The organism is Jannaschia pohangensis, from assembly GCF_900113875.1.
Lineage (GTDB): Bacteria > Pseudomonadota > Alphaproteobacteria > Rhodobacterales > Rhodobacteraceae > Jannaschia > Jannaschia pohangensis.
In genome coordinates, this window is record NZ_FORA01000006.1 from 58,022 (window position 1) to 83,505 (window position 25,484).

At 65.8% G+C, this 25,484-nt stretch carries 28 protein-coding genes; 14 read left to right on the plus strand and 14 right to left on the minus strand.

Annotation, left to right across the window (positions count from 1 at the left end; genetic code table 11):
* Nucleotides 1-107 precede the first annotated feature (107 nt).
* Complete coding sequence (gene dapD, locus BM002_RS16970) at nucleotides 108-935, plus strand: 2,3,4,5-tetrahydropyridine-2,6-dicarboxylate N-succinyltransferase (protein WP_092784127.1); 828 nt, start codon at nucleotides 108-110, stop codon at nucleotides 933-935.
* Here dapD and BM002_RS16975 read toward each other — a convergent pair.
* The 3 genes from BM002_RS16975 to BM002_RS19725 form a co-directional block, all read right to left on the minus strand.
* Nucleotides 932-1,831 carry an AraC family transcriptional regulator gene (locus BM002_RS16975; RefSeq protein ID WP_175484946.1) on the minus strand — a complete coding sequence of 300 codons (900 nt, stop codon included), beginning with the start codon at nucleotides 1,829-1,831 and terminating at the stop codon, nucleotides 932-934. The genes dapD and BM002_RS16975 overlap by 4 nt on opposite strands.
* Before the next feature lie 67 nt (nucleotides 1,832-1,898).
* The gene (locus BM002_RS16980; RefSeq protein WP_175484947.1) at nucleotides 1,899-2,861 is read right to left on the minus strand and encodes an MBL fold metallo-hydrolase; all 963 of its coding nucleotides are present in this window, start codon (nucleotides 2,859-2,861) and stop codon (nucleotides 1,899-1,901) included.
* 96 nt (nucleotides 2,862-2,957) lie between these two features.
* Entirely contained in the window at nucleotides 2,958-3,458 is a 501-nt protein-coding gene (locus tag BM002_RS19725) for a DUF6525 family protein (protein WP_342707408.1), read from the minus strand.
* On the opposite strand from BM002_RS19725, the gene BM002_RS16990 reads away from it, so the two are divergent.
* A complete protein-coding gene (locus tag BM002_RS16990; protein ID WP_092784139.1) occupies nucleotides 3,367-3,612 on the plus strand; it encodes a GlsB/YeaQ/YmgE family stress response membrane protein in 246 nt (81 codons plus the stop codon). The genes BM002_RS19725 and BM002_RS16990 overlap by 92 nt on opposite strands.
* A 20-nt stretch (nucleotides 3,613-3,632) precedes the next feature.
* Here BM002_RS16990 and BM002_RS16995 read toward each other — a convergent pair whose 3' ends face one another.
* On the minus strand, nucleotides 3,633-4,703 hold the full coding sequence (locus tag BM002_RS16995; RefSeq protein ID WP_175484948.1) for a transporter substrate-binding domain-containing protein: 1,071 nt from the start codon (nucleotides 4,701-4,703) through the stop codon (nucleotides 3,633-3,635).
* Nucleotides 4,704-4,767: 64 nt separating this feature from the next.
* Between BM002_RS16995 and BM002_RS17000 the strand changes: the two genes are divergently transcribed.
* The 7 genes from BM002_RS17000 to BM002_RS17030 are packed head-to-tail and all read left to right on the plus strand — an operon-like array spanning nucleotide 4,768 to nucleotide 9,868.
* Entirely contained in the window at nucleotides 4,768-5,139 is a 372-nt protein-coding gene (locus BM002_RS17000; protein WP_092784145.1) for a hypothetical protein, read from the plus strand.
* Nucleotides 5,132-6,280, plus strand: a complete 1,149-nt coding sequence (gene dapE / locus BM002_RS17005; RefSeq protein ID WP_092784325.1) for a succinyl-diaminopimelate desuccinylase — start codon at nucleotides 5,132-5,134, stop codon at nucleotides 6,278-6,280. The genes BM002_RS17000 and dapE overlap by 8 nt, the downstream gene beginning before the upstream one ends.
* Before the next feature lie 60 nt (nucleotides 6,281-6,340).
* Nucleotides 6,341-6,796: a RidA family protein gene (locus tag BM002_RS17010; protein WP_092784328.1), complete on the plus strand. Its 456-nt coding sequence runs from the start codon at nucleotides 6,341-6,343 to the stop codon at nucleotides 6,794-6,796.
* The gene (locus BM002_RS17015) at nucleotides 6,793-7,548 is read left to right on the plus strand and encodes a glycerophosphodiester phosphodiesterase family protein (RefSeq protein WP_092784148.1); all 756 of its coding nucleotides are present in this window, start codon (nucleotides 6,793-6,795) and stop codon (nucleotides 7,546-7,548) included. Before BM002_RS17010 ends, BM002_RS17015 begins: the two co-directional genes overlap by 4 nt.
* Nucleotides 7,549-7,573: 25 nt before the next feature.
* Nucleotides 7,574-8,761, plus strand: coding sequence for a GNAT family N-acetyltransferase (locus BM002_RS17020; RefSeq protein WP_092784151.1), 1,188 nt, complete (start codon nucleotides 7,574-7,576; stop codon nucleotides 8,759-8,761).
* Nucleotides 8,758-9,000, plus strand: coding sequence for a 4a-hydroxytetrahydrobiopterin dehydratase (locus BM002_RS17025; RefSeq protein ID WP_092784154.1), 243 nt, complete (start codon nucleotides 8,758-8,760; stop codon nucleotides 8,998-9,000). The genes BM002_RS17020 and BM002_RS17025 overlap by 4 nt, the downstream gene beginning before the upstream one ends.
* A 13-nt stretch (nucleotides 9,001-9,013) precedes the next feature.
* Nucleotides 9,014-9,868, plus strand: a complete 855-nt coding sequence (locus BM002_RS17030) for a mechanosensitive ion channel family protein (RefSeq protein WP_092784157.1) — start codon at nucleotides 9,014-9,016, stop codon at nucleotides 9,866-9,868.
* A 68-nt stretch (nucleotides 9,869-9,936) separates the two neighbouring features.
* Here BM002_RS17030 and BM002_RS17035 read toward each other — a convergent pair whose 3' ends face one another.
* Nucleotides 9,937-10,992, minus strand: a complete 1,056-nt coding sequence (locus tag BM002_RS17035) for an ornithine cyclodeaminase (protein ID WP_092784160.1) — start codon at nucleotides 10,990-10,992, stop codon at nucleotides 9,937-9,939.
* A 4-nt stretch (nucleotides 10,993-10,996) separates the two neighbouring features.
* Nucleotides 10,997-11,920 carry an arginase gene (gene rocF, locus BM002_RS17040; RefSeq protein ID WP_092784163.1) on the minus strand — a complete coding sequence of 308 codons (924 nt, stop codon included), beginning with the start codon at nucleotides 11,918-11,920 and terminating at the stop codon, nucleotides 10,997-10,999.
* A 117-nt stretch (nucleotides 11,921-12,037) separates the two neighbouring features.
* On the opposite strand from rocF, the gene BM002_RS17045 reads away from it, so the two are divergent.
* A complete protein-coding gene (locus tag BM002_RS17045; protein ID WP_092784166.1) occupies nucleotides 12,038-12,460 on the plus strand; it encodes an Lrp/AsnC family transcriptional regulator in 423 nt (140 codons plus the stop codon).
* 8 nt (nucleotides 12,461-12,468) lie between these two features.
* Here the strand turns inward: BM002_RS17045 and BM002_RS19455 are convergent, their stop codons facing one another.
* Both BM002_RS19455 and BM002_RS17055 read right to left on the minus strand, forming a co-directional pair.
* Entirely contained in the window at nucleotides 12,469-13,494 is a 1,026-nt protein-coding gene (locus BM002_RS19455) for a helix-turn-helix domain-containing protein (RefSeq protein ID WP_092784169.1), read from the minus strand.
* A gap of 37 nt (nucleotides 13,495-13,531) precedes the next feature.
* Nucleotides 13,532-14,020, minus strand: a complete 489-nt coding sequence (locus BM002_RS17055) for a peroxiredoxin (protein ID WP_092784172.1) — start codon at nucleotides 14,018-14,020, stop codon at nucleotides 13,532-13,534.
* A gap of 80 nt (nucleotides 14,021-14,100) precedes the next feature.
* On the opposite strand from BM002_RS17055, the gene BM002_RS17060 reads away from it, so the two are divergent.
* Together BM002_RS17060 and rsmD are read left to right on the plus strand one after the other, a co-directional pair.
* The gene (locus BM002_RS17060) at nucleotides 14,101-15,309 is read left to right on the plus strand and encodes an NAD(P)/FAD-dependent oxidoreductase (protein ID WP_092784175.1); all 1,209 of its coding nucleotides are present in this window, start codon (nucleotides 14,101-14,103) and stop codon (nucleotides 15,307-15,309) included.
* On the plus strand, nucleotides 15,306-15,851 hold the full coding sequence (gene rsmD, locus BM002_RS17065; RefSeq protein ID WP_092784178.1) for a 16S rRNA (guanine(966)-N(2))-methyltransferase RsmD: 546 nt from the start codon (nucleotides 15,306-15,308) through the stop codon (nucleotides 15,849-15,851). The genes BM002_RS17060 and rsmD overlap by 4 nt, the downstream gene beginning before the upstream one ends.
* Here the strand turns inward: rsmD and BM002_RS17070 are convergent.
* The 4 genes from BM002_RS17070 to BM002_RS17085 all read right to left on the minus strand — a co-directional run bounded on the left by BM002_RS17070 (nucleotide 15,826) and on the right by BM002_RS17085 (nucleotide 19,311).
* Nucleotides 15,826-16,599 carry a glycosyltransferase family 25 protein gene (locus BM002_RS17070; RefSeq protein ID WP_175484949.1) on the minus strand — a complete coding sequence of 258 codons (774 nt, stop codon included), beginning with the start codon at nucleotides 16,597-16,599 and terminating at the stop codon, nucleotides 15,826-15,828. The two genes, rsmD and BM002_RS17070, sit on opposite strands and share 26 nt — an antisense overlap.
* 5 nt (nucleotides 16,600-16,604) lie before the next feature.
* Entirely contained in the window at nucleotides 16,605-17,345 is a 741-nt protein-coding gene (locus BM002_RS17075) for an FkbM family methyltransferase (RefSeq protein WP_092784184.1), read from the minus strand.
* A complete protein-coding gene (locus tag BM002_RS17080) occupies nucleotides 17,342-18,187 on the minus strand; it encodes a glycosyltransferase family 2 protein (RefSeq protein ID WP_092784187.1) in 846 nt (281 codons plus the stop codon). The genes BM002_RS17075 and BM002_RS17080 overlap by 4 nt, the downstream gene beginning before the upstream one ends.
* Before the next feature lie 107 nt (nucleotides 18,188-18,294).
* Nucleotides 18,295-19,311 (minus strand): TRAP transporter substrate-binding protein, encoded by a 1,017-nt coding sequence (locus BM002_RS17085; protein ID WP_092784190.1) that lies wholly within the window; start codon nucleotides 19,309-19,311, stop codon nucleotides 18,295-18,297.
* 161 nt (nucleotides 19,312-19,472) lie between these two features.
* Here BM002_RS17085 and recQ point away from each other — a divergent pair, with 161 nt between their 5' ends.
* Nucleotides 19,473-21,509: a DNA helicase RecQ gene (gene recQ, locus BM002_RS17090; RefSeq protein ID WP_092784331.1), complete on the plus strand. Its 2,037-nt coding sequence runs from the start codon at nucleotides 19,473-19,475 to the stop codon at nucleotides 21,507-21,509.
* Nucleotides 21,510-21,560: 51 nt separating this feature from the next.
* The gene (yaaA, locus tag BM002_RS17095; RefSeq protein ID WP_092784193.1) at nucleotides 21,561-22,331 is read left to right on the plus strand and encodes a peroxide stress protein YaaA; all 771 of its coding nucleotides are present in this window, start codon (nucleotides 21,561-21,563) and stop codon (nucleotides 22,329-22,331) included.
* A 3-nt stretch (nucleotides 22,332-22,334) separates the two neighbouring features.
* On the opposite strand, the gene BM002_RS17100 is transcribed toward yaaA, so the two are convergent.
* Together BM002_RS17100 and BM002_RS17105 are read right to left on the minus strand one after the other, a co-directional pair.
* Nucleotides 22,335-23,672, minus strand: a complete 1,338-nt coding sequence (locus tag BM002_RS17100; protein WP_425431876.1) for an HlyD family type I secretion periplasmic adaptor subunit — start codon at nucleotides 23,670-23,672, stop codon at nucleotides 22,335-22,337.
* Complete coding sequence (locus tag BM002_RS17105; protein ID WP_092784196.1) at nucleotides 23,669-25,414, minus strand: type I secretion system permease/ATPase; 1,746 nt, start codon at nucleotides 25,412-25,414, stop codon at nucleotides 23,669-23,671. Before BM002_RS17105 ends, BM002_RS17100 begins: the two co-directional genes overlap by 4 nt.
* Nucleotides 25,415-25,484 lie beyond the last annotated feature (70 nt).

Here is a 25,484-nt window from a genome sequence, read left to right on the forward strand (position 1 = left end):
GCGACAGGCTTCGCATCCGGCGACGCTCCGGCAGGGCGGGATTGCCCCTGAAAGGGCTGGCCGATATGAGCAGGCCAGTCAATCACGCCAATGCCGGAGCCCGCCCCATGTCGAACGAACAGCTCGAAGTCGCCATCGAAGCCGCATGGGATGCCCGCGATGCGATCACCCCCGCCACCACCGGCGAGACGCGCGACGCGATCGAGGAAACCCTTGCCGCACTCGACAGCGGTTCCCTGCGGGTGGCCGAACGGCAGGACAACGGCGACTGGCATGTCAACCAATGGGCCAAGAAGGCGGTCCTGCTGGGCTTTCGCCTGAAGGACATGGAATTGCAGGCGGGCGGACCCCAGGGCGGCAGCTGGTGGGACAAGGTCGACAGCAAGTTCCACGGCTGGAACGCCGCCCGGTGGGAGCAGGCGGGCTTTCGTGCCGTTCCCAACTGCATCGTCCGAAAGTCGGCCTATATCGCGCCGGGCGTGGTGCTGATGCCGTCCTTCGTGAACCTGGGCGCCTATGTCGACAGCGGCACCATGGTGGACACCTGGGCCACGGTCGGAAGCTGCGCACAGATCGGCAAGAACGTGCACCTGTCGGGCGGTGTCGGCATCGGCGGCGTGCTGGAGCCGATGCAGGCCGGCCCGACGATCATCGAGGACAATTGCTTTATCGGCGCGAGATCGGAGGTCGTCGAAGGCTGTATCGTGCGCGAAGGGTCTGTCCTGGGCATGGGCGTCTTCATCGGCAAGTCGACCAAGATCGTCGACCGCGAGACGGGCGAGTTCACCTATGGTGAGGTGCCGCCCTATTCGGTGGTCGTCGCCGGGTCCATGCCGTCGAAGAACGGCGTGAACCTCTATTGCGCGGTGATCGTCAAGCGCGTGGACGAGCGGACCCGCTCCAAGACGGCGATCAACGAATTGCTGCGCGACTAGCGCGTGGCGGCGCGGAACTGGTGCGGTGTCTGCCCCACGACATCGCGGAAGCGCGCGGTGAAATGCGACTGGCTCGAGAAGTCGCAGGCCAGCGCAATTTCCGACAAGGCCAGGTCCGACGACCCGAGCATCCGCCGGGCCGCATCCAACCGGCGCGACAGGACGTAGGCATGGGGCGGCATACCCGTCGCCGCGCGGAACGTCCGGGCGAAATGCGCGGGCGACAGACAGGCGACCTGCGCCATCATGTCAACCGAGATGTTTTCGGACAGGTTCGCCTCGACGAATTCCGTGACGCGGTTGAGCCTTTTGGCGTCGAGGGCGGTGTCCGGCCCGGTCATCTCAGTCTCTGTATCCGACATTCGGGCCAGCATGGCGGTCATCGACATCAGAAGCCCGTCGACCATCAGATTGGCCACCGGCCCTTCTGATTCCGATTCGGTCCAGATCCGGTTCATCGTGCCTGCCAGCTGCGGGTCGAAGATCTCCCGCCCGTAGAGTGACGCCAGCGGATCTCCGTCGCCGAGCCCCGACAACATGGTCGCAAGGATCGTGCGGGGCAGCGCAAGCAGCATGATCTGATGCGTCCCTTCGGCCTCCCAATGGGCGGTAGCCCCTGCCGGAGCGAGATAGAGGCTGCCGACGCGGCCTGCCAACGTGCGAAGCCCATCGCCATAGTCGACTTGTGACACCCGGGTCCCGCCGCGGGTCACCAGGCGAAAGACCACGTCGTCCACGGGCGGGTCCGGGGTCGCATGGCTGTCCTGATCCGCGACGACAAGGGCAAGCCTTTCTGACCCGGCGGACCGGTTCTCTTGGGGGAATTTGCGGTACAACGTCCCGTAGAGGTTGTCGTAGGTCCCGCTTGACCCGGGCTTGCACGTGGCGTCGGTCATCGCCCTTTCCTGCGGTCTCTGCAGGGTTGATGGTCCTGAACACGGGTTCGCTTTGCAAGGGAGAATATCAAACAGGGGCGAAGGCATATCCGGCCCCGTCGCGTCGAAGAATTCCGGGCGCAAGGGAATTCATGTGGGTCGCGCCGAAGGGAATTCTGTCGGTGGCAAGCCAGTCGAACATCCGCCGTCGCGTCCGAACCGCAAGATCGGTGTCAGTGTCGAGGACATAGGCGATATCCGGATGCGACATCTGCATCGGCCCGCAGATCAAGGTATCGGCCATGAGCATCATCTGCTCTGCGCCAGATGCGATATGCACGATGCTGTGCCCCGGCGTATGACCCGGGGCGGGCAGGACGGTCACACCTTCGCCCATGTCGAGCATGCCGCCGTGTCGTGCGATGTCATAGTCCAGGGTTGCCGCCAGGCTCGCGATCATCATGGCCGGGCCTCGCAGCGCCTCGGCCACCTGCGACGGACGGGACGGATCGGTCCAATACCGCCATTCGATGTCCGAGACGTGGAGGGTGGCATTGGGAAAGCCTTTGTTGCCGTCGACCATCAGCCCGCCGATGTGGTCGGGATGCATGTGGGTGATGACGATGTCGGTCACGTCTGCCGGATCGAAGGCGGCATCGGCCATACGTTCCGCCAGAAGCCCTGTGTCCGCATAGCTTGACCTGAGAGCGGTGCCGGACCCGGCGTCGACCAGGACAAGGCGGGTCGGGGTCCGGATTGTCCAGAGCGTCGCGCCCAGGTGCACAGGTCCCCTGGCATGGGTGAGGATGCCCGCGGGCGTGTCGATGAAGGCGGCAAGCGGCAGATCGAAGAATCCGTCGGACCAGGCCGTGACCTGCAGCGTGCCGACCGTCCGATTGCGCGTCCCGGTGATGGCGGCGGGCAGGGGGGAAGGCATGGCGAGGGCCGTAGCGCCGCCAGCGAGGGCGATGCAGAACCGCCGCCGATCCAGCTGTCGGGGGAGGCAGACCTGTAGATCGTCGGACCACTGCGACGGGGGGAGGTCAGACACAGTTTTCCGGGGGAGAGAGCGGTGTGTCATTGCGGCGGCCTTTCGAGGATGCGGCGGTTCTGCCTGTCCGTTCTGCCTGACACCTGCCCATGCAATCTATCGGGACTCCCCAGACTCCTTGTCACGATCCTGCGGTTTGCGGGACTCTGCCGAAATCATGGCAGTCTCGCGCGCAATCGCCGCGTCCTCGAGGGCATCCATATGGGCGCGGGCGGCCTTGGTGCGGCCCAGACCCTTCCAAAGGCCCTTGCGCCAGGCCCGATGCGCCGACCGTGGTTCCCATTGAAGGCGCGCAGAGGAGAGCCAGTCCCGCAGGGCGGGCGGCAGATCGTCGTAATCTGCCATGACCCTTGCCCGGTCACGGGCGCGGGCGAGATCTTGTCTCGGACCAATCGTCATGCGCCAGACATGGGATCTGCGGCCGAGGCTGTCAAACGGCCCGCGTGGAACCGGATGGCGCATCGCTGCGTTCGTTCCCGGAAATACTGAATCGGAGGGGCACAGAATGGGCCTGGGACTTATCGCATCAATCATCGTCGGCGGATTGGCCGGCTGGATCGCAAGCATGATCATGAAGGCAGACACGGGTCTGCTCATGAATATCGTGTTGGGTATCGTCGGCGCCCTCGTGCTCAACCTGATCCTGAGCCTGATCGGCATCTACGCCGCCAACAGCTGGATCCCGCAGCTTTTCGTCGGGATCGCCGGGGCCTGTCTCTTGATTTTCGGCGTCAGGGCCGTGCGCAGCTGACCCCGCGAACAGGGCGGCGATCACTTGTCCGCGTAGATCGAGCCGAACCATTTGAGCTCGATCTCATGTGACACGTCGCCCTCTTCGAACCGCAACAACGTCTGGTTCACCGTCTCCCGCAGGGGTGACCCCGTCGGAAAGACGATTCCGTAATACTCCCGCTGAAACACGCGATCCAGCACGCGGGCTTTGCCCTGACCGCGGGTTTGCGCGTAGTAGGCAAGGATCGGTCCGTCAAAGGCCACAGCATCCAGATTTCCTGCCTCGAATTCCGCGTAGAGCGTTTCAAGATCCGGGAAGGTCTGATGGGTGACCCCGCGCCGCGACAGGAAGCTTGACGTGGTCGAGGCTTCGGTGGTGCCGACCCGCCTTCCATCCAGATCGGTGATCCGCTCGATATCGCGGCTCAGGGCATTCAGCGTCAGATTCGCCGTGACGTTCGCCACGAACAGCGAGACGATGAACAAACTGCCGATGACCATGAGCGATCCGAAAATCCGCCCGAGAGGCGATATCGGGGTTTCGGCCCGGTAGTCCCCCGAAATCAGAAGGTGCAGCGCCCACCAAAAGGCGGGAAAAGCGGCCTCCTTGGCGGTGTTGCCGAAATAGGCCTGTCGCCGCCTTTCGAACAGCCACATGAGCATCCCGAGCGCCAGGACGGCCAGGATGCCAAGGCCCATCATGAGCAGCAAGCGCGGCGTCAGGGCGGCACGCATCACGGCACCGGTCCCAGCCTCCATCGGCATCATGATCTGGATCCCGGCACTGAAGATCGGTTGGGTGAAATCCATCACCTTCTCGCGCTCTTCGGTAATGGAGATATTGGCGACCGCGCCGTTCACCTCGCCCGATTGGACCGCAAGAAGCATGTCGCTGAAAGTCTCGTAGCGGCGCAGGTCGTATTCAAGACCGTTCTCTGCCGCCAGGGCATCCCAGAGGTCGATCCCGTAGCCGGTGTCGCGGCCATCCTCGACGAAGGAAAACGGCGCGCGTGTCACTGTGCCGATGACAAGGCGGTCGCTCGCGGATTGTTGCGCAAGTCCCGGCACGGCAGAGCATAGATAGGCAAGGGCAAGGATCAGGCGCTTCATCGACACATGACGCATGGGAAAGCCCCCGTTGACAAGACCCGTCGCCCGGCTGACACCCGACCCCATGTCCGAGAAGAAACCCAAACGCCCGCACTACGTCTACACCCTGCTTGTCGAGGTCGGCCGCAAGGTCGGCGACGGCCTGCCCGAGGATGCTACCGGGGCCGCGCTGATGTGCTATGCCTCGGGCGTGGACGAGGATGAGGCGGTGCGCGAAACCGTCGCCGTCCTCAAGACCGCGGACCTGAATGTGCTGGAAGTGACCGGCTATGGCTCCCTCGAGGAACGGGAGGACGAAGGCCACGACATCGCCCCGGACGAGCGCAAGATGATGGCGCGCGCCTTGCGGGAAAACTCGGTCATCGTGGCGCAAAGCACCGTATTTCGCGAAGGTGATGAGGACGAGGACGAAGGTGAGGATGAGGGCGATGATTGATCCCGTCGCCCTGACCGCCGACCTGGTCCGCTGCCCCTCTGTCACGCCGACCGAAGGGGGCGCGCTTGTCCTGCTCGAAGGGCTCTTGTCCGGGGCGGGGTTCGACTGCACCCGTGTCGACCGCAACGGCACCAGCAACCTTTATGCCCGGTGGGGCGCGCGGGGCCACGCGCGCACCTTCGGCTTCAACGGCCACACCGACGTGGTGCCCGTGGGCGATGTCGCCGCCTGGACGCACGACCCCTTCGGCGCGGTGATCGAGGATGGCTGGCTTTACGGTCGCGGCGCCACCGACATGAAATCGGGCGTGGCTGCCTTTGCCGCCGCCGCCATCGACTTCGTCGCCGACACGCCGCCAGATGGCGCGGTCGTCCTTGCGATCACCGGGGACGAGGAAGGCGACGCGACCGACGGCACCGTCGCCCTTCTGGACTGGATGGACCGGCAGGGGGAGCGGCTGGATGTCTGCCTCGTGGGCGAACCGACCAACCCCGACCACATGGGCCAGATGATGAAGATCGGGCGGCGCGGGTCGCTGACCGCCTGGTTCACCTTTCGGGGCAAGCAGGGGCATTCGGCCTATCCGCACCGCGCGCTCAACCCTCTGCCCGCGATGGCGCGGATGATGGCGCGGCTGTCCGATCACGTGCTGGACGAAGGCACGGATCATTTCGACGCCTCGACTCTGGCGGTGGTGACGATGGACGTGGGCAACCCCGCCACCAACGTCATCCCGGCCGAGGGGCGCGCGACCGTCAACATCCGCTTCAACGATGCCCACAGCGGCGCGGGCCTCATCGCTTGGTTGCAGGACGAGGTGGATCGCATCGTGGGCGAGACGGGCGTGTCGGTGTCGATGGAAACGAAGGTGTCGGGCGAAAGCTTCCTGACCCCGCCCGGCGCCTTGTCGGCGCTTGTGTCCGAGGCGGTGCAGCTGGAAACCAACCGCGTGCCCGAGATGTCGACCACTGGCGGCACGTCGGACGCGCGCTTCGTCAAGGATCATTGCCCCGTGGTCGAATTCGGCCTTGTCGGCCACCGAATGCACGCCGTCGACGAACGGGTGCGGGTCGAGCAGATCCACCAGCTCAAGGCGATCTATGGCCGGATCCTGACGCGGTATTTCGCGGACGCCCCCTAGCCCGGCTTTTCAATTCCGGGGCCACGTGGCAGCCTGCCGCGAATGCCCGGAGGAAGATTCATGTCCATCACCGACCGCCTTGCCCAGTTGGGCGTCACTCTGCCCGACGCGCCGGCCCCGGCCGCGAATTATGTGCCCGCCGTGCGCAGCGGCGATCTGCTGTTCGTCTCGGGCCAGATTTCCAGCGGGCCCGACGGCCTTGTCACCGGGCGTCTGGGCGACGGCATGTCGGTCGAGGACGGGGCCGCCGCTGCGCGCGCCTGTGCCATCTCCCTTCTCGCGCAGGTCAGGACGGCCTGCGGCGGCGATATCGAGCGGCTGGAGCAGGTGGTGAAACTGACCGGGTTCGTCAATTGCACGCCCGATTTCACCGATCAGCCCAAGGTCATCAACGGCGCCTCGGACTTCCTGGTCGAGGTTCTGGGCGATGCCGGTCGGCACAGCCGGTCGGCGGTCGGTGCGATCCTGCCATTCGGTGTCGCGGTCGAGATCGAAGGGATCTTTCGCATCAAATGAAACTGCCTGACTCGTTCCTGAGCCCCGGATACATCGCGCACCGGGGCTTGCATGACCGCGCCGACGGTCGGCCCGAAAACTCCATGGCGGCCTTTCAGGCGGCAATCGATCGCGGCTTTGCCATCGAGCTGGACGTGCAGCCGTCGTCGGACGGTGTCCCGATGGCCTTTCATGACTACAAGCTGGAGCGTCTGACGGCCCAGACGGGCTGGACCCACGACAAGTCCGCGACCGAGCTTTCGGGCATCACGCTCTCGGGCGGCCCTGCGGGTGTGCCGCGCCTGTCCGAGGTGTTGACGCTCGTGGCCGGGCGCGTTCCCCTGCTAATCGAGATCAAGGACCGCGACGGCGAGATGGGGACGAATGTCGGCCCCGTGGAAACAGCGGTGATGGCGGCGCTTGCGGGCTATGACGGCGATGTCGCGGTGATGTCGTTCAACCCCCATTCCGTCGCCTGCTTTCAGCGCGAGGCCCCGCATCTGCCGCGCGGCATCGTCACCTCGGGCTATCGCACCAAGGGGTGGAAGGAACTGTCCGAACCGGTGCGCGACCATCTGCGCGACATCCCCGATTTCGACCGCGTCGGCGCCTGTTTCATCAGCCACGAAGTCGCTGAACTCGGCATGCCCCGCGTGGCGGAGCTCAAGGCGCAGGGGGTTCCGATCCTGTGCTGGACGGTCAAGTCCGCCGCACAGGAGGCCGAGGCCCGCAAGGTCGCCGATGCGGTGACCTTCGAAGGCTACTTGCCCTGACGATATCGCGCCCCACCTCAGCCCCATGAGCGAGACCGAGATCGAGATCAGCGTCCTGCCCAGTCTGGGGCAGATCGACGCCGCGGACTGGGATGCCTGCGCCTGTCCCGAGGCTGCGGATGGTGGCCCGCCCAACGATCCCTTCACCACGCACCGCTTCCTGCGCGCGCTGGAAACCAGCGGCAGCGTCGGGCCGGGGACCGGGTGGCAACCGCAGTACCTGCTGGCGCGAACGGCGGGTCAGGTCATCGCCTGCGCGCCGCTCTATGCCAAGGGGCACAGCCAGGGCGAATATATCTTCGACCACAACTGGGCCCATGCCTGGGAACGGGCGGGCGGCGACTATTACCCCAAGCTGCAACTGGCCGTACCATTCACGCCCGCGACGGGTCGGCGGTTCCTGCTGCGCCCCGGGTTCGAGGAGGTCGGATTTCAGGCACTGGTGCAGGGCGCCATGCAGGTCACGGACCAGAACAAACTGTCGTCCCTGCACATCACCTTCTGCACCCAAGACGAGCGGGCCGCCGGCGCGTCGCTTGGCCTGATGGAGCGGTCGAGCCAGCAATACCACTGGTTCAACGACGGCTATGGCAGCTTCGACGACTTCCTGGCCGCGCTGTCGTCGCGCAAGCGCAAGACCATCCGCCGAGAACGCGCCGCGGCCCAAGGCTTCGGCGGCCAGATCAACAGCTATACCGGCGACGCGATCCGGCCAGACCATTGGGACGCCTTCTGGCGGTTCTATCAGGATACCGGCGCGCGCAAATGGGGCACGCCCTATCTGACGCGGGCGTTCTTCGATGAAATCCAAGCCCACATGCGCGACGATGTCCTGCTGGTTCTGGCCGAACGCGACGGGGTGGCGGTGGCCGGGGCGCTCAATTTCATTGGCCGTGATGTGCTTTACGGGCGTTATTGGGGTTGCGTCGAACATCATCCGATGCTGCATTTCGAGCTGTGCTACTATCAAGCCATCGACCACGCCATCGCCCGGGGCCAGTCGCGGGTCGAGGCGGGGGCGCAGGGCGATCACAAACTGGCGCGCGGCTATCTGCCCGTGACCTGTCACAGTTTGCACTATATCCCCAACAAGGGCTTCCGCGATGCCGTGGCCCATTTCCTGAAGGCCGAAGCCCGGGCCATCGAACAGGATATCGAAGTGCTGACGTCCTACGGGCCGTTCAGGCGCGCCAATGTGGAGGAACAGGAATGAACATCCCCGAAGGCTGGACCAGGTCCGACGATACGATCACCCGCAGTTTCAAGTTCGGGAACTTTTCCGAGGCCTGGGGGTTCATGAGCCGTGTGGCGCTTGTGGCGGAGACCCAGGGGCATCATCCGGAATGGAGCAACGTCTGGAACAAGGTGGATATCACCCTGACCACCCATGACGCGGGCGGGCTGACCGACAAGGACATCGATCTGGCCCGGGCGATCAACGAATTGACCTGAAAGACACTCTCCCTTGAATCTCTCTGAACTCTTGTCGACGGAAATCTATGCCGGACGGTCGCTCGGCGATTTCCTCTCTCTGGAATTCCTTGTCTCGATCTTCGGCAATGTGCTGTCGGCCATCGTCGTCCTGTTGATCGGTTTCGTGATCTCGGGCTGGGTCGCGCGCCGCATCCGCCGCCTGTCCCATCGTCATGCCAAGCTGGACGACACCCTGTTCGATTTCCTGTCGAACATCGTCCGCTATGTCATCATGGGACTTTGCGTCCTGATCGTTCTGAACACCTTCGGCATTCAGACCACGTCGGTCGTCGCCGTCATCGGTGCCGCCGGTCTGGCCATCGGTCTTGCGTTGCAGGGGACGCTGTCGAATGTCGCCGCCGGGGTCATGCTGATCTTTTTCCGGCCCATCAAGCTGGGCGATTTCGTCAAGATCAACGACGAGATGGGGACCGTGAAGGCCATCAACCTGAACTTCACCGAACTCGCCAGTATCGGGAATGTCCAGATCATCATCCCGAATTCGGAGGTCTGGGGGAACACGATCACCAACTACTCGGGCTATGACACGCGTCAGGCCGAGTGGATTTTCGGCGTGGGCTACAACGCCGATCTGGCCGTGGTCGAGAATACCATCCGAAACACGGTCAGCGCCGACCCCCGCTTTCTGGCCGAGCCCGAGATGACGGTGAAGGTCGATGCGCTGAACTCCTCCAGCGTCGATTTCCTGGTGCGGGCCTGGGTCAAGCGGACCGACTTCTTCGGGTTCTGGAAGGACATGAACCGCGACGTGAAACTCGCGCTCGACGCGGCAGGGGTGGAGATCCCGTTCCCGAACCGCACGGTGCATATCGTCAAGGACGACTGAGGGCGCTTGGCCCGGAGACTTTGCCGGGCAAAGTCCCGGTTTGGATTTCTCGCTTTGAGGCCGCGCTTCTAGGCCATTGGCCCAGAAGCGCGGTGAACCATTCCGAACAGATCACGCGGATCATCGGGGTCGGCCAGCATGTCGAGATCGACATAGAACCCTGTGCGCTTCATCTCGCCGTGGATATGCCGCAGGGCGCTGAAATCCTCGGTCGCGAAGCCCACGCTGTCGAACAGGGTGATCTGGTCGGGGCCTGTTCGCCCCGGCAGTTGCCCGTCGATCACGCGCCAAAGCTCGGTCACCGGATGATCCGGGTCCAGCTGCTGGATCTCGCCCTCCACCCGGGTCTGCGGCGGATATTCCACGAAGATGTCCGACCGCAGAAGGATGTCGCGGTGCAATTCGGTCTTGCCCGGGCAATCGCCGCCGATGGCGTTCAGATGGACGCCCGCCCCCACCATGTTGTCGGTCAGGATGGTCGCCTGCTTCTTGTCGGCGGTGCAGGTGGTGATGATCTGCGCCCCGGTGATCGCCTCTTCGGCCGTGGCACAGGACACGACCCGCAGGCCCGTAGTGCCGAGGTTGCGCGCGGCCTTGGCTGTGGCGCCGGGATCGATGTCGTAAAGCCGCACTTCCTCGATCCCGAGGCAATGGTGGAAGCCCAGGGCCTGAAACTCGCATTGCGCGCCATTGCCGATCATTGCCATGACGCGGGCGTCCTTCGGAGCGAGGTGCCGCGCGGCCACCACCGACATGGCCGCGGTGCGCAGCGCGGTCAGGACGGTCATTTCCGACAGCATCACCGGATAGCCGGTATCGACCCGGGCCAGCACACCGAAGGCCGTGACCGTCTGGAATCCCCGCGCCATGTTGGCCGGGTGCCCGTTCACGTATTTGAAGCCATAGAATTCCCCGTCCGACGTGGGCATTAACTCGATCACGCCTTCCTCGGAATGGGACGGGATGCGCGCGACCTTGTCGAAATCCTGCCAGCGCAGGAAATCGGCTTCGATCCGGTCGGCGATGGCGGCGATGGTTTCAGCCACGCCCGCATCGTTCACGATCCGCATCATGTCGTGGACCGACACGAAGGGCACCATGGCCAGCTTGGAAGGGTTCAGCATGATCTCAGCTCCGGGTGGGTCGGTCGAGGACGGATTTGCCGAACAGCGAGGCGACGAAGTCGACCATCAGCCGGGCGGTTCGGCCCCGGTCGTCCATGAAGGGGTTCAGCTCCGCGATATCCATCGACGTGACAAGGCCGCTGTCGTGCAGCCATTCCATGACCAGATGCGCCTCGCGGAAGGTGGCGCCACCCGGAACCGTCGTGCCGACCGCAGGCGCGATATCGGGGTCGAGGAAATCGACGTCGAAACTGACGTGCAGATGCCCGTCGGCCTCTGCGACACGTTCCAGAAAGGCGCGCAGCGGGGCGGCGATGCCATGTTCGTCGATCATCCGCATGTCGGCCACGTCGATGTTCGAGGCCGCCAGAACCTTCTTTTCATGCGGATCGACCGACCGCAGGCCGATCATGCAGATGTTCGCCGGGTCCACGGTCTGCTCCAGCGCGGGGAACTGCGGCGTGAAATCGGACAGGCCGGTGAAATAGGCGACGGGCGTGCCATGCAGGTTGCCGCTGTCGGTGCTGTCGAAGTCGTGGATGTCGGAATGCGCGTCCAGCCAGAGGACGAACAGCGGCTTGCCCGCCGCCTCGGCCCGTTTGGCCATCGCGGGAACGGTGCCCGCCGCCATCAGGTGATCGCCGCCCATGAAGATCGGGATGGTGTCCGGCGCGACCTCGGCCGCGGCTTCCTGCAGCACGCGGACCCATCCGGCGCAGAGGTCCAGATCGCGGATCGTGGCATTGTGCGTCGGCGGGACCGAGGCGGCCACGGGATGCAGGTTGCCCGCATCGACGACATCATGGCCCAATTCGGCCAGAGCCGCCCGCAGGCCCGCCGTGCGCAGGGCGTCGGGCCCCATGAGGCATCCGCGACGCCAGGCGCCGGTCTGGATCGGCGCGCCGATGAGTGTGACGGATTTCGACATGGGACCTCCTGCGGGGTTGCTGGCCCGAGGAAACACAACTCGACGGGCAGTCGGAAGGGCGATAAGGGGTCAAAACGGGCGATGGATGACCCGGATTGAGCAGGACAATCGACCATTATGGATAATCTTGACCATCGTCTTCTCTCGGCGCTGTCCTCGGACGGGCGGGCCAGCGTCGCGTCCCTCGCGGCAGAGCTTGGCGTGACGCGGGCCACCGTTCGGGCCCGGATGACGCGCCTGTCCGAGACCGGCGAGCTTCTGGGGTTCCGCGCGGTGCTCAAGGGCGATCTGGTGCAGCGGCCCGTGCGCGGGATCATCCTGATCGAGATCGAAGGGAAGGGCGCGTCCCGCGTGTCGCGCACCCTGTCGGTCATGCCCGAGGTCGAGGCGGTGCATTCCACAAACGGCCGGTGGGACCTGATCGCCGAACTCGGCTCGGACACGCTGGAACAGCTGGATGCGACATTGGCCCGGATCCGCCTGATCGACGGGGTGTCCCGATCCGAGACGAACCTCTATCTGTCGACACGGCGCGACTGAACCCAAGGTCATCCCACGGGCGAGCAGATTTCGACGACGATACCATTCGGGTCGCGGACATAGCCGACGATCTGGCCCCAGGGCTTTTCTTCGGTCGGCTTCAATCCTTCGGCCCCCGCCGCCACGGCCTGCGCCCAGGCCTTTGCGGGGGTGTCGCAGACGAGGGCCACTTCGATGGCGGCCGATTGGTCCGCCGCGCGATTTGGGCGCAGGTCGAGGCCGTTCATCGCGATCATCTCGTCCGCGGCGAAGGCCAGCGTCGTGTCGCCTGTGTCGAGTTCACCGTAGAGATTGCTTTCGTGCAGCATCTTCCGGGTCAGACCGAAGGCCGCCTCCCAGAATGTCAGCATCGCGGGCACGTCCGCCACATAGAGGATGGTATATCCGAATTTCATCTCTGGTCCCCTGTCGGTCAGGATCAGTCTGAAGCCTGCACCGTGATCTGTCTTGAACAAAAGATCCGGACAGGCCGGCAGATGCGGCAAGGCCAGGTCCGGCATGCGCCCCGGGGTGAAGCCGCCCCACCGGCGGCAGGCGCGCGTCAGGTGCGGTTGATCGGCAAAGCCCGCCGCAATGGCGACCTCCGCCAAGGGCACTCCAGCCCGGATCAGGAGCAGGGCGCGGTGGAACCGGCCAAGTGCTGCGATGGTGTTCGGGGTCAATCCGGTTGCCTGTACCAACGACCGGCGGAAGGCCCGGGGCGACACCCCCGCTTCACGCGCCACGGCCCCGGGTCTGTTGCCCGCGCGAAGTGCCGCAAGGGCGGACCGGCACCATGACGGCACTGTCCGATGTGCCCCGAGGTTCGCTACGACGTGCAAAAGGTGTTCGGGCCCCGTCATGTCGCGCAGACTCGGCATCGCCGCCAGCGCTTCGTCGCCACGCAGGATGCCACCGGCGCGGATCTCGGGGGGAAGGGTGCCGCCGGCTTCGGGCGGCAGGCGGACGCCGATCCATTCCGTGCCCCGGGAGTCGCAGGGCGTGAGGCCGGGGCCTGACAGCACCGGAACCCACGCCTCGCCCCGCCAGATCACATGGCGGGGCAGGCGCGGGTCGGTCCTCTCAAGTGGTTCAGAGTTCGGTCAGCAGGGATTCGCCCGCGGATGTTTCGCAGACGCCGGGGCTTTCCTCGACGTGCAGCGCCGACACCTTGCCGTCCTTGACCAGCATCGCATAGCGCTTGGACCGCCCGATCAACCCGGCGGGTGGTGCGTCGAAATCCATGCCGATGGCCTTGGTGAACGACCCGTCGGCATCGGCCAGCATGTGCAGCCCCGCCGTCGTCGCCCCGGTCGCTTCGCCCCAGGCCTTCATCACGAAGGGATCGTTGACCGACACGCAGACGATGGTGTCGACGCCCTTGGCGGCGAAGTCATCCTTGGTGCGGATGAAGCTGGGAACATGGGCCATGGAGCAGGTGGGCGTGAAGGCCCCGGGCACGGCGAAGACCGCGATGGTCTTGCCCGCCGCGATATCGGACATGGCAACGGCCTCGGGGCCGCTTTCGCCCAGTCGGATCAGGTTGGCGTCGGGCAGGGAGTCGCCGGTGGTGATGGCCATGAAGAGCCTCCTTCGGGGGTTTGAATTCACACAAGCTGCATATAGCTCTCCGGGCAGGGTCGGACCAGCCGGAGAAGACAATGGATCATATCGCCGTCATCGGGGCCGGACAGGCCGGTGCATCCTGTGTCGAGACACTGCGCAAGGACGGCTACGAGGGTCGGATCACCCTCTGGGGCGAGGAGCCGGAGATCCCCTATCAGCGGCCACCCCTGTCCAAGGCCTATCTTCTGGGCGAGATGACACGCGACCGCCTGCACCTGCGCCCCGAGAGTTTCTATGCCGATCAGCGGATCGAACTGCGCATCGGCACGAGGATCACCGCCATCGATGCCAAGGCGCGGACGCTGACCCATGCGGGCGGGACGGAAGCCTGGGACGCGCTGGTCCTGGCCACCGGATCGACACCACGCCGCCTGCCCGCCGCGATCGGGGGCGATCTGGACGGCGTCTTCGGGGTGCGGACCCTGGCCGACATCGATGCGATGGAGCCGCATTTTATGGAAGGCGCGCATCTTCTGGTGGTGGGCGGCGGCTATATCGGTCTGGAAGCGGCCGCCGTGGCGCGCAAGCGGGGCATGAACGTCACCCTGCTTGAGGCGGCGGAGCGTCTTTTGTCGCGGGTGTCCTGTTGGGACACCGCGCTCTGGTTCGCGGCCCGGCACCGGCAGGAGGGCGTCGAGATCCGCGAAAAGGCGGCGCTGGAGCGGTTGACCGGCGACACCCGAGTGACCGGCGCGGTTCTGTCCGATGGCACCCACCTTGCTGTCGGTATCGTCGTCTGCGGGATCGGCATCGAACCCAACACCGACCTTGCCGCCAAGGCGGGTCTCGCCGTCGACAATGGCATCGTGGTCGACGCCCTGGGCCGGACATCCGCGCCCGGGATCTGGGCGGCGGGGGATTGCTGCTCCTTCCCCTATGGCGACCGGCGGATACGGCTCGAGTCGGTGCCCCATGCCATCGAACAGGCGCAGGCCGTCGCGCGCAACATTCTGGGCGCGGACGTGCCCTATCAGGCAAAGCCCTGGTTCTGGTCCGATCAATATGACGTCAAGTTGCAGATCGCGGGCCTGAATACCGGGTTCGATCATGTCGTGGTCCGCGAGGGGTCAGACGGACATGACGGGCGGTCGCATTGGTATTTCGCCGGGGACACCCTTCTGGCCGTCGATGCCATGAACGACCCGCGCGCCTATATGGTCGGCAAGCGCCTGATCGAGGCCGGGCGTTCGCCCGATCCCGCGCAGGTGGCCGATGCCTCCGTCCCGATCAAGTCGCTTCTGTGAGGATCATCGGCGGCAAGTGGCGGGGCCGCAGGCTGGCGTCGGTCGGCAAGGGCGATGCGGCGGCGCATCTGCGCCCGACCAGCGACCGGGTGCGCGAGTCGATCTTCAACCTGCTCATCAACGGCCACGGCGACCCGGTCACGGGCGCGCGGGTTCTGGACGTCTTTGCCGGGTCCGGGGCCCTCGGCCTCGAGGCGCTGAGCCGGGGGGCGGACAGCCTGACCTGCATCGAACAGGGGCGCAAATCGCTGACCCTCCTGCGCGAAAACCTGTCCCTGCTTCAGGCACAGGCCCGGATCGTCAGTCGCGATGCCCGGCGTCCCGGACCGGGCACGCCCCATGACCTCGTGTTCCTCGACCCGCCCTATGCGCAGGGTCTGGGCGAAAAGGCGGTGACGGCGCTGGCCGGAGAGGGATGGTTCGCCCCGGGCGCGATGATCGTCTGGGAAGAGGGGCAGGCGCCCGATCAGTCGGGCCTGACGCCGGTCGATCAGCGCCGCTACGGCGAGACGATCGTCACCCTTGCCACCTGGCCCGGTTGATCGCCGCCCAGGCCCGGTTGCGCCAGAGCCTGCGCTGTTTGGCCAGCGGATAGGACCAGTGCCGCCCGTGACGCGCGCGCGGGGCCGTCGCGGCATAGGCGGCCACCGCGTCGATCTCGCTCAGCGCATCTGTCACGCCCACCAGCGGGGGCGACAGGGCGAAGCCGCCCCCTGCCCGACAGAGCCAGCCTTGCAGCATGTTGTCCCAGGGTGCGGTGATCTTCGGGTGGCGGTGCAGGTAATCCTCGGCCCCAAGCCTCGACCAGAGCAGGGCAAAGCCCCCCATGGGCGCGTAATGGGCCGCCAGCAGGTCATGCGCCGCACCATCGCGGTGCAGCGTCGCCACCCGGTGGGACATCTTGACCGACGGATGCCCCAGGTTGACCAGCGACCAGTCGCGCCCCGTCAATGCATCGAGCAATTTCGGCAGAACGGCTCCGGTGCCGGGGGTCAGCCGCGCATCGTCCTCGAGGATCAGCGCGGTATCCGCGTCGCCGTCCAGAAACCGCAGCAGGGCCTTGCGATGGCTGAGGCAACAGCCAAGTTCCGCCCCCATCATCCGCCGCCCCATGGTGCGCCGCATGGCGCGCCCGTCGAACTCGGGGTGATCTTCGGGCACGATGGCGCGGGCATCCACCGCCTCGACCCGCTCGAACTCCAGACCTTCGGTCGCCAGATTGCCGCTGATCTCGGCCAGGCGGTCGTCGCTGCCGGGCAGGTTGATGACGAAGACGGGGGGCGCCTGCACCGGGGTCAGCCCCGCTTGAAGCAATAGACGCCGTCGATCCGCGCCACTTCGGGCAGGCCCGCGGCGGCGATGCGGGCACACATCGCCTCAAGGTCGGCCTTGCCGTTCGGATAGGCCCGCTCGTGGGTTTCAAGGACGATGACGTCGATGCGGGACATCACCTCGGTCTCATGCTCGAACAGGGCCAGCTCCGCCCCCTCGATGTCGCACACCAGCGCAAAGCGATCTGCGCCCAACCGGTCGGCCAGCGCCGACAGCGTCGTGACGGGCACCTTCAGCCCCGCCTCGCCCGCGCCCGCGACATGGCCGACATGGGCGGAGTGGCCGACGGCAAAGGTCACGTGGTCCGCGCCGGAATAATCGACCGCCGCCTCGACCACTTCGGCCTTGCCCGCGCCCGCGCCGCGAGTCGCGTTCAGGCGGGCAATCGGGGCCAGGTCGGGCATCGCCTCGACCACGATGTGACGCGCGTCGGGGCCGATGACACTGCGCACCAGGGCCGACACGATGCCAAGGCAGCCGCCCAATTCGATTACCGGCGTGCCGGGGGCGATATGGGCGCGGATCAGCGCGGCCTCCGGGTCTTCATAGGGGCGGCCCCGTTCCAGCAGGTAACGCATGTCGACACCCGCCGCGCGGGGCACCGTGACGGGCACGCCATGGGGGGCGAATTCGGTGCGCGCGGTGCCGAGCCCCTCGCGAAGGCGCAGGAACATCCGTCGCTTGAAGGTGCGAAATGTCGTCATGTCTTTCCCCGCGAAAAAGTCTCGTCCCAGACGCCACGCAGGAACGCCCAGTTCTTGGCCCGCTTCCGGCGCGAGAACAACACCATGACATTCATCGCCTGCAACCCCGCGTCGGCCAGGTTGCGCACGCGGGCAAAGGGAATGCCGTGCTTGATCGTCGTCTGGACTCGCGATTGCCCCATCAGCCGCGCCTTGAATGCCGCGACCTCGGCCCGGTCGCCCGAGGTGGAGCCGCCGCCATGGATGACCACCGCATCGCGGATGAACATGAGCGGGCCCCTGGCCTCCAGCCGCAGGCTGATGTCGTCGTCCTCGTGAAACAGGAAGATATCCTCGTCAAAGCCGCCAATCGCCTCGAACGCGCTGCGCCGGGCAAAGATCGCGGCCCCCGACAGCAGCGTGATCTCCCGGTCTTCGGTCGGCGCACCGCGCGGCATCCAGCGCGACCGGGGCAAGAGGACCGAACGGCGGCGAAAGAAAGTGGACCCGTCCGGTTCGCGGATCAGCGGGTTGAAAGCAGAGGCATCCGGATAGCGGTCGGCGGCGGCGCAGAGCCGATCCAGCGTGTCGGGCCGCAGACGCGCGTCGGGGTTCAGAAAGAAGAGGAAGTCCCGCGTGCTGCCCTGGGCGCCGACATTGCAGGCGGTTCCGAAGCCCAGGTTTTCGCCATTCTCGATCAGGCGGACGCCGGGCCGGTCGCAGAGCACCCGCAACGCCTCGATATCGTGGGAGCCGTTGTCGACGATGGCCAGATCGGCGCTTGGCGGGACCGAGGCGATCAGGTCGCGCAGTACCTCTGATGAATTATAGGCCACGGTGACGATGGTGACGCGATCCGACATGCGATCCCCCCGGATCAGACCAAAGGGGCGGCCCACATGGCGGGCCGCCCGGTTGGCTCGTCTTACAAGGCCGACGTCGGTCTAGGCAAGGCGACCCTGGTGCAGGGTCAGCGGTGCGCCGTGACGGCGGCGCGTGCGGCTTCGACCAGGGCGGCCCCGTCGAACCCCTTGCCATCCATCTCGGCGATCCAGTCGGCCGTCACCTCCTGGCCCAGGGCGACGATCTGGTCCGTCACCTCGGGCGAAAGCTCCGCGATCTGGTTGCCGGCTTCGGTCATCGTGGCCTTGCCGACGGCATCGCCGGTGTCATGGGCGCGCCCGGCCCAGGCCGAGGCCATCATCCCGGAATTCGCGTCGATCACTGCCTTCAGGTCATCGGGCAGACCGGCATAGACGGCCTTGTTCATCGCCCAGATGAAATAGAGATTATAAAGCGCGTCATCGCCCGCCACATCCGTATGGCTGCGCGTCAACTCGTCCAGCTTGAGCGAGGGCGACATCTCCCAGGTGATGACACCGCCATCCAGAACGCCCTTGGCCAGCGCCTCGGGAAAGGCGGGAACCGGCATCCCGACGGGATTGGCCCCCAGCTTGTCCAGGAGAAGCGTGGCAGGCCGCGACGGGCCGCGCAGGTTCAGACCCGACAGGTCTGACAACGCTTCGGGCGCGTCGCCCTTCAGGTGGATGATGCCCGGCCCGTGCATATGCGCGGCGATGACATGCACATCCTCGAAATCGTCCATCAGATAGGCCTGGGTATAGTCCCAGGCCGCCATGCTGGCCGCCTCGCCCGATTTGGACGTCATGAATGGCAGTTCCAGCGCCTCGGCTTCGGGGAAGCGCCCGGGCTGATAGCCGGGGATGACCCATCCGCCATCGACCGCGCCATCGGCGATCAGGTCGTACATGTTCGGGGCCGCGCCACCCAGTTGCATGAAGGGGTAAAGCTCCACCTTGATGCGCCCGTTCGACTGCGCCTCGATGGCATCGGCCCAAGGCTGCATGAAATAGGTCGGATTGGCCGACGCGGGGCTCACGAAGTGCTGAAAACGCAGCGTGACTTCCTGTGCGGCAAGCGGCGAGGCAAGGGCCGCGGCGGCGAGAGTGGCGTAGATAATCTTCATGGGAGGGCCCCCATTTGTTGTAGTGGACGGGTTATCTAGGGGCAGATGTGGGCCACCGATAGGGGGAAATTTGCGAATAATTCTCAACTAAGGGGTCAAGCAGGGTCTTGTTTCGAGATTCTTCATATGTGATTCCCTATGCGAAACCTGTGAGACCCATGATGAACACGCCCAAGGACCTTCTGTCCTCCGTCTTCGGATTCGATGCCTTCCGCCCCGGGCAGGAAGAGATCGTCGATGCCGTCTGTGCAGGCCGCGATGTTCTGGCGATCATGCCGACGGGCGGGGGCAAGTCGCTGTGCTTCCAGCTGCCGGCCCTGTGCCGTGACGGGCTGACGGTGGTGATTTCGCCCTTGATCGCGCTGATGCGGGACCAGGTCCGCGCCCTGCAGGAGGCCGGGGTCGAGGCGGGGGCGCTCACCTCCGGCAATACCGAGGAGGAGACCGACGCCGTCTGGCGGGCCATCGACGACGGGCGGCTCAAACTCCTCTACATCGCGCCCGAACGTCTGGCCTCAACCGGGACCGAGCGGATGTTGCAGCGCGCGAACTGCTCTCTGATCGCGGTGGACGAGGCGCATTGCGTCAGCCAGTGGGGCCACGATTTCCGCCCCGACTATCTGCGGATCGGGGCGCTGCGCAAAACCCTGGGCGTGCCGTTGGCCGCCTTCACCGCGACCGCCGACGCCGAAACCCGGGCCGAGATCGTCACGCGCCTGTTCGATGCTGCGCCCGAGACGTTTCTGCACGGCTTCGACCGGCCCAACATCACCCTGACGTTTCAACCCAAGGACGGCCCGCGCCAGCAGATCCTGTCGTTTGCTGCCGCGCGCAAGGGACAGTCGGGCATCGTCTATTGCGGCACCCGCGCCAAGACCGAGACGCTGGCCCGCGCCCTGTCGGACAGCGGCCATCTGGCCTGTTACTATCACGGCGGCATGGACGCCGAAGATCGCCGCGAGGTGGAGCGCCGGTTTCAGCAGGAAGATGGGCTGATCGTCGTCGCCACCGTGGCTTTCGGGATGGGCATCGACAAGCCGGACATCCGGTGGGTCGCCCACGCCGACCTGCCCAAGTCGATCGAGGCCTATTATCAGGAAATCGGACGCGCGGGGCGTGACGGCGCGCCTGCCGATACGCTGACGCTCTTCGGGTCTGACGACATCCGTTACCGCCGCCAGCAGATCGACGAGGGGCTGGCCCCGCCCGAGATGAAGCAGGCCGACCATGGACGCCTGAACGCCCTTCTGGGTCTGGCCGAAGCGCAGGTCTGCCGCCGCGTGGCCCTGCTGTCGTATTTCGGCGAAAGCCCCGCGCCCTGTGGCAACTGCGATCTGTGCGAGGCACCGCCCGAGTTGTTTGACGGCACGGAAGCGGTACGCAAGGCCCTGTCCGCCATGCTGCGGACCGAGGAACGGTTCGGCACTGGCCATCTGATCGACGTGCTGCGCGGGACCGAAACGGACAAGACCCGGCGCTTTGCCCATCACACCCTGCCGACCTGGGGCTGTGGCCGCGATCTGCCCAAGGGGCAGTGGCAGGCGGTGTTCCGGCAGATGATGGGCCTCGATCTCGTGCGTCCGGATGCGGAACGGCACGGCGCGCTGCGGATGACGGACCCGGCCCGCCCCATCCTGCGCGGCGAGGCGAGCGTGACCCTGCGCCGCGACACCATCGAACGGCCCGAGCGTCGCCCCGCCGTCAAGCAATTGGTGAGCGAGGAGGACGCGCCGCTTCTGTCGGCGCTCAAGGCCAAGCGCCGTGCCCTGGCCGAGGCGCAGGGCGTGCCGGCCTATGTCGTCTTTACCGACAAGACCCTGATCGAGATGGCCGAAACGCGGCCCGCCACGCTCGACGCCATGGCCCAGGTCTCGGGCGTCGGGGCGACCAAGCTGGAGCGCTATGGCGCGACCTTCCTGTCCGTCATCACCGGCGAAACCCCGGACGCCGTCCACCCGGCGCGGCGCAAACTGGCCGGGCGGGGCGAGGGGGCGATCTATGATCGGCTGCTGTCGGTTCAGAACGACCTGTCGCGGGGCCAGACCGGCCTCGACAAGCCGATGACCTGTTCGTCGACACAACTGGCCAAGGTCGCCAAGGCGCGGCCCGACCCGGCCGACATCACCCGCATCATCGGTGACCGCCACGCCGAACGCTTCGGGGATGCCTTCCTCGAGGTTCTGCGCGATGCCGTCTGATGGGGTCCGACGGGACTTGAGACTGCGCGCGATGCCGCTAGGTTTGCCACCATGCTGACAGTCATCTCTCCCGCCAAGAAACTCGACTTCGACCCCGTGGGTCACCCCATGACGCCGCCCCGCTTCGCCGCCGAGACCGCGACGCTTCTGACGACGGCGCGGCGGCAGGGGATCGGGGACCTCCGCAAACTCATGTCGATATCGGATGCGCTCGCCCGGCTGAACCGCGACCGGTTCCGTGACTGGGACGATGCGCCCGAAAAGCCCGCGATCTTCGCCTTTGCGGGCGACACCTATACCGGCCTCGACGCCGCGACCCTGTCGGAGGATGCGTTGCGCCATGCCCAGGGGCATTTGCGCATCCTGTCGGGCATGTTCGGCCTTTTGCGGCCATTTGATGCGCTCAAGCCCTACCGGCTGGAAATGGGCAGCAAATTGGCCACACGGCGGGGCAAGGATCTCTATGCTTTCTGGGGCGACCGGTTGGCCCGCGCGCTCAATCAGGATGCGGAAGAGGCGGGGACGCGCCTTCTGGTGAATTGCGCCAGTCAGGAATACTTCGGCGCCGTCGACCGCAAGGCGCTGGCGCTCGACATCATTACGCCGACATTCCTTGAGGACAAGCCGGGCGGCCCCAAGATCGTCAGTTTCTTCGCCAAGCAGGCGCGGGGGGCCATGGCGCGTTTCGTGATGGAGAACCGGCTGACCGACGCGGACGATCTGCGCGGTTTCTCGACCGGCGGCTACGTCTGGCAGGCCGGGCCTTCGACGCCCGAGACGCCCGTCTTCCTGCGCCCGGAACAGGCGCAGAAAGCCGCCTGACCTCTATTCGCGGAAGGCGCGGTTGAAGTAGTCCGTCACCGGCTTGACCAGATAGGCCAGCGGCGTGCGGTCGTCGGTACGGATATAGGCCTCGACCGGCATCCCGGGCAGCAGGACCAGATCGCCAAGCCGCTCGATCTCGCCCTCGTTCGGCAGGACTTCGGCCTGATAATAGGTCTGACCCGTCGCCTGATCCGTGAAGGAATCGGGCGACACGCGGATGATGGCCCCAAAGAGCTCGGGCGTCGTGTTCGCATCGAAGGTGGGAAGGCGCAACGTCACATCCTGACCGGGGAACACCTGATCCACATGGATCGGATCGACCCGTGTCTGGATGACCAGCGGACGATCCTGTGGCACCAGATAGAGGACCGGATCCGCGGGCCGGATGACGGATCGTTCGGCGAAGAACTGCATGTCATAGACGATGCCCGCAACCGGTGCGGTGATATCGAGGCGCGACATGCGTTCCGTCAGGGCACGGTATTGCTCGGCCAGCTCGATTTGCCGGAATTGCAGATCGCGCAGTTCGGTGATCGCCTGTTCGCGGGCCTGTGTGCCCAGTTTCAGGATCTCCAGGTCGATCTCGGTCGCGCGACCTTCGAGTTCGGCCACGGTGGCGGCGAAATCCCCGACCTGCCCCAGAAGGCCTGCTTCTTCTCGCCGAAGCGCAAGGACGCGGGGTGCCTGGGCCAGGCCGCGGTCGAGAAGGCTCTGCTGTGCCTCCAGCTCCTCGCGGATGAGGGCAAGCTGCTGGTCGAGCGCGATGCTCTGCGCGGTGATCCCATCGACCTGTGAGGCGATCTGCTCCTTGCGGCGCGCCAACTGCTCGGTTTCCCGTTCGCGGGAAGCGGCGCGGGCGGCGAAGAGGCCGCGCTGACCCTCGATGATCTCTTCCACGGCCTCGTTCCCGGCGGCATCAGCCAAGAGGTCCGGCGGGAATGTCACCTCCGGCTCTTCATCGCGCTCGGCTTCGAGCCGGGCCGACCGCGCGCTGATCTCTTGGAGTTGGCCGCGCAGAATCTCGGCGGTGGAGGCCAGGACCGAGGGGTCCAGCCGGACCAGGACATCGCCTTTTTCGACGCGATCCCCCTCGCGGACCATGATGGCCTCGACGACGCCGCCGTCGGGATGCTGGATCACCTGTCGATTGCTTTCGACCGCGATGCGGCCCGATGAGATGATCGCGCCGGAAATATTCGCCATCACCGCCCAGGATCCGAAGCCGCCCAGAAGGATGAGCAACCCGATCACGCCCAGAAGGACGGGGCGTATCGTCGGGATGTTGACCGGCTCAGGCGCCATCGCGGGCTTGTGCGGAACCGGGAGCTGCGCGTTCATGTGACGCCTCCGAGCTTCTGCGATTGCGCGATCTGGGCGTGGTTGCGCACCATGCTTTGCAGCACTTCCTCGCGCGGGCCAAAGGCAACGCGGGCCCCGTTTTCAAGCATCAGCAACATTTCGCATTCCTTGATGGCCGAAGGACGGTGCGCGATGATGATGACTGATTTCCCTTCCAGTTTCATGCCTGCGATGGCCCTGTTGAGCGCCATGGTGCCTTCGTTGTCGAGATTGGAGTTCGGCTCATCCAGCACAAGCAGGACTGGGTCACCATACATCGCGCGGGCCAGGCCGACGCGCTGGATCTGGCCACCCGACAGAAGACCGCCCACCGACGACACGACGGTGTCATAGCCCTTGGGCTGCGCCAGGATCATTTCGTGCGCGGCAGCCTTCTTGGCGGCTTCGACGATCTTGGCCGGGTCGGGGTCGGCCTGAAGACGGGCGATGTTCTCGGCGATGGTGCCGTCGAACAGGGTCACGGTCTGCGGCAGATAGCCGGTATAGCTGCCCAGGACGTCTGGGTCGTATTGGTCGAGCGTCGCACTGTCGAGGCGCAGCTTGCCCGCCGCCGGTGCCCAGGACCCCGTGACGGCCTTGGCCAGCGAGGTCTTGCCCGCGCCCGACGGTCCGATGACGCCCATGGCCTGCCCGGGTTTGAGGATGAACGACACCGACTTGAGCGAGGCCTGCGACGCGCCGGGTGGCACCAGCGTCACGGCTTCGGCCACCAGAAGCGCCTGCGGTCGTGGCAGCGGCGTGCGCGGTTTTTCCGGCGGAACGGCGGACAGAAGCTCGATCACGGAGGTGCGCCCGCGACGGGCGGCATCGACCATCTGCCATTGTCCGATCACCATCTCGATCGGGGCGAGCGCGCGGCCCATCAGGATCGATCCCGCGATCATCGCGCCGGCCGTCAGCTCGTTCTGCAGCACCAGCCAGGCGCCGAGGCCCAGCATCGCCGATTGCAGAAACAGCCGCAGCGTCTTGGTCGTCACCGTGAAGAAACCGGAGCGGTCGGAATAGTTGATCGCCTGGGTCAGCGACTTGCTGCGCGCGTCGAACCAGCGGGCGAAGGCCGCTCCACGCATGCCGAGCGACTGGACCAGCTCCGCCTCGGAGGCAAGGGATTGCGACGTCATCTCGGCCTTGACCGTGGCCGTGTTCGCCTCGGCCATCGGGCCGGTTGTCAGCCATTTGTTCACCAACGCGAGGATCACGAGAACCGACCCGCCGCCCATGGCAAGAAGGCCAAGATAGGGGTGGAACAGGAAGATCGCCGCTAGGAACAGGGGCGTCCAGGGAATGTCGAACAGGGCCAGGAAGACCGGCGACGACATCAGCCTTTGGACCGCCTCCAGGTCGCGCAGCGGGTTGCGCCCCCCGGCCCCGCCCGGTGTCGCCGCCGCGCGGCGCAGGTGCGCCGAAAACACCCGCGCATCGAGAGCTGCCTGAAACCGGGCGCCGACCCGGGCCATCACCCGCCCGCGCGCGTGGTCCAGAACGCCCATCATCAGGAACAGGAAGCACAACAGGACCGACAGCGCGATCAGCGTCTCTTCGGAGCGGGAGCCGAGAACCCGGTCATAGACCTGCAACATGTAGATCGGGCCGGTCAGCATCAGGGCGTTCACGGCCACGGAAAACAGGAAGACCATGACCATCAGCCCGTTGGACTTGCGGCGGACCTCTGCGACTTCGAGGCGTCCGTCAGCGGGTCGGGCGGATTGAGGTTGTCTCATGCGGCTTGGTTTCCGGAGCGAGGCTTGGTGCGTTCGAGGAATAGCACGACTTAATCGGCCTCTGAGTCAA

Coding starts and splice junctions, on each gene's coding strand:
- dapD (WP_092784127.1), top strand. CDS start 108: ATGTCGAACGAACAGCTCGAAGTCGCCATCGAAGCCGCATGGGATGCC.
- BM002_RS16975 (WP_175484946.1), bottom strand. CDS start 1,831: ATGACCGACGCCACGTGCAAGCCCGGGTCAAGCGGGACCTACGACAAC.
- BM002_RS16990 (WP_092784139.1), top strand. CDS start 3,367: ATGGGCCTGGGACTTATCGCATCAATCATCGTCGGCGGATTGGCCGGC.
- BM002_RS19725 (WP_342707408.1), bottom strand. CDS start 3,458: ATGAGCAGACCCGTGTCTGCCTTCATGATCATGCTTGCGATCCAGCCG.
- BM002_RS16995 (WP_175484948.1), bottom strand. CDS start 4,703: ATGAAGCGCCTGATCCTTGCCCTTGCCTATCTATGCTCTGCCGTGCCG.
- BM002_RS17000 (WP_092784145.1), top strand. CDS start 4,768: ATGTCCGAGAAGAAACCCAAACGCCCGCACTACGTCTACACCCTGCTT.
- dapE (WP_092784325.1), top strand. CDS start 5,132: ATGATTGATCCCGTCGCCCTGACCGCCGACCTGGTCCGCTGCCCCTCT.
- BM002_RS17010 (WP_092784328.1), top strand. CDS start 6,341: ATGTCCATCACCGACCGCCTTGCCCAGTTGGGCGTCACTCTGCCCGAC.
- BM002_RS17015 (WP_092784148.1), top strand. CDS start 6,793: ATGAAACTGCCTGACTCGTTCCTGAGCCCCGGATACATCGCGCACCGG.
- BM002_RS17020 (WP_092784151.1), top strand. CDS start 7,574: ATGAGCGAGACCGAGATCGAGATCAGCGTCCTGCCCAGTCTGGGGCAG.
- BM002_RS17025 (WP_092784154.1), top strand. CDS start 8,758: ATGAACATCCCCGAAGGCTGGACCAGGTCCGACGATACGATCACCCGC.
- BM002_RS17035 (WP_092784160.1), bottom strand. CDS start 10,992: ATGCTGAACCCTTCCAAGCTGGCCATGGTGCCCTTCGTGTCGGTCCAC.
- rocF (WP_092784163.1), bottom strand. CDS start 11,920: ATGTCGAAATCCGTCACACTCATCGGCGCGCCGATCCAGACCGGCGCC.
- BM002_RS17045 (WP_092784166.1), top strand. CDS start 12,038: ATGGATAATCTTGACCATCGTCTTCTCTCGGCGCTGTCCTCGGACGGG.
- BM002_RS17055 (WP_092784172.1), bottom strand. CDS start 14,020: ATGGCCATCACCACCGGCGACTCCCTGCCCGACGCCAACCTGATCCGA.
- BM002_RS17060 (WP_092784175.1), top strand. CDS start 14,101: ATGGATCATATCGCCGTCATCGGGGCCGGACAGGCCGGTGCATCCTGT.
- BM002_RS17075 (WP_092784184.1), bottom strand. CDS start 17,345: ATGACGACATTTCGCACCTTCAAGCGACGGATGTTCCTGCGCCTTCGC.
- BM002_RS17080 (WP_092784187.1), bottom strand. CDS start 18,187: ATGTCGGATCGCGTCACCATCGTCACCGTGGCCTATAATTCATCAGAG.
- BM002_RS17085 (WP_092784190.1), bottom strand. CDS start 19,311: ATGAAGATTATCTACGCCACTCTCGCCGCCGCGGCCCTTGCCTCGCCG.
- recQ (WP_092784331.1), top strand. CDS start 19,473: ATGAACACGCCCAAGGACCTTCTGTCCTCCGTCTTCGGATTCGATGCC.
- yaaA (WP_092784193.1), top strand. CDS start 21,561: ATGCTGACAGTCATCTCTCCCGCCAAGAAACTCGACTTCGACCCCGTG.
- BM002_RS17100 (WP_425431876.1), bottom strand. CDS start 23,672: ATGAACGCGCAGCTCCCGGTTCCGCACAAGCCCGCGATGGCGCCTGAG.
- BM002_RS17105 (WP_092784196.1), bottom strand. CDS start 25,414: ATGAGACAACCTCAATCCGCCCGACCCGCTGACGGACGCCTCGAAGTC.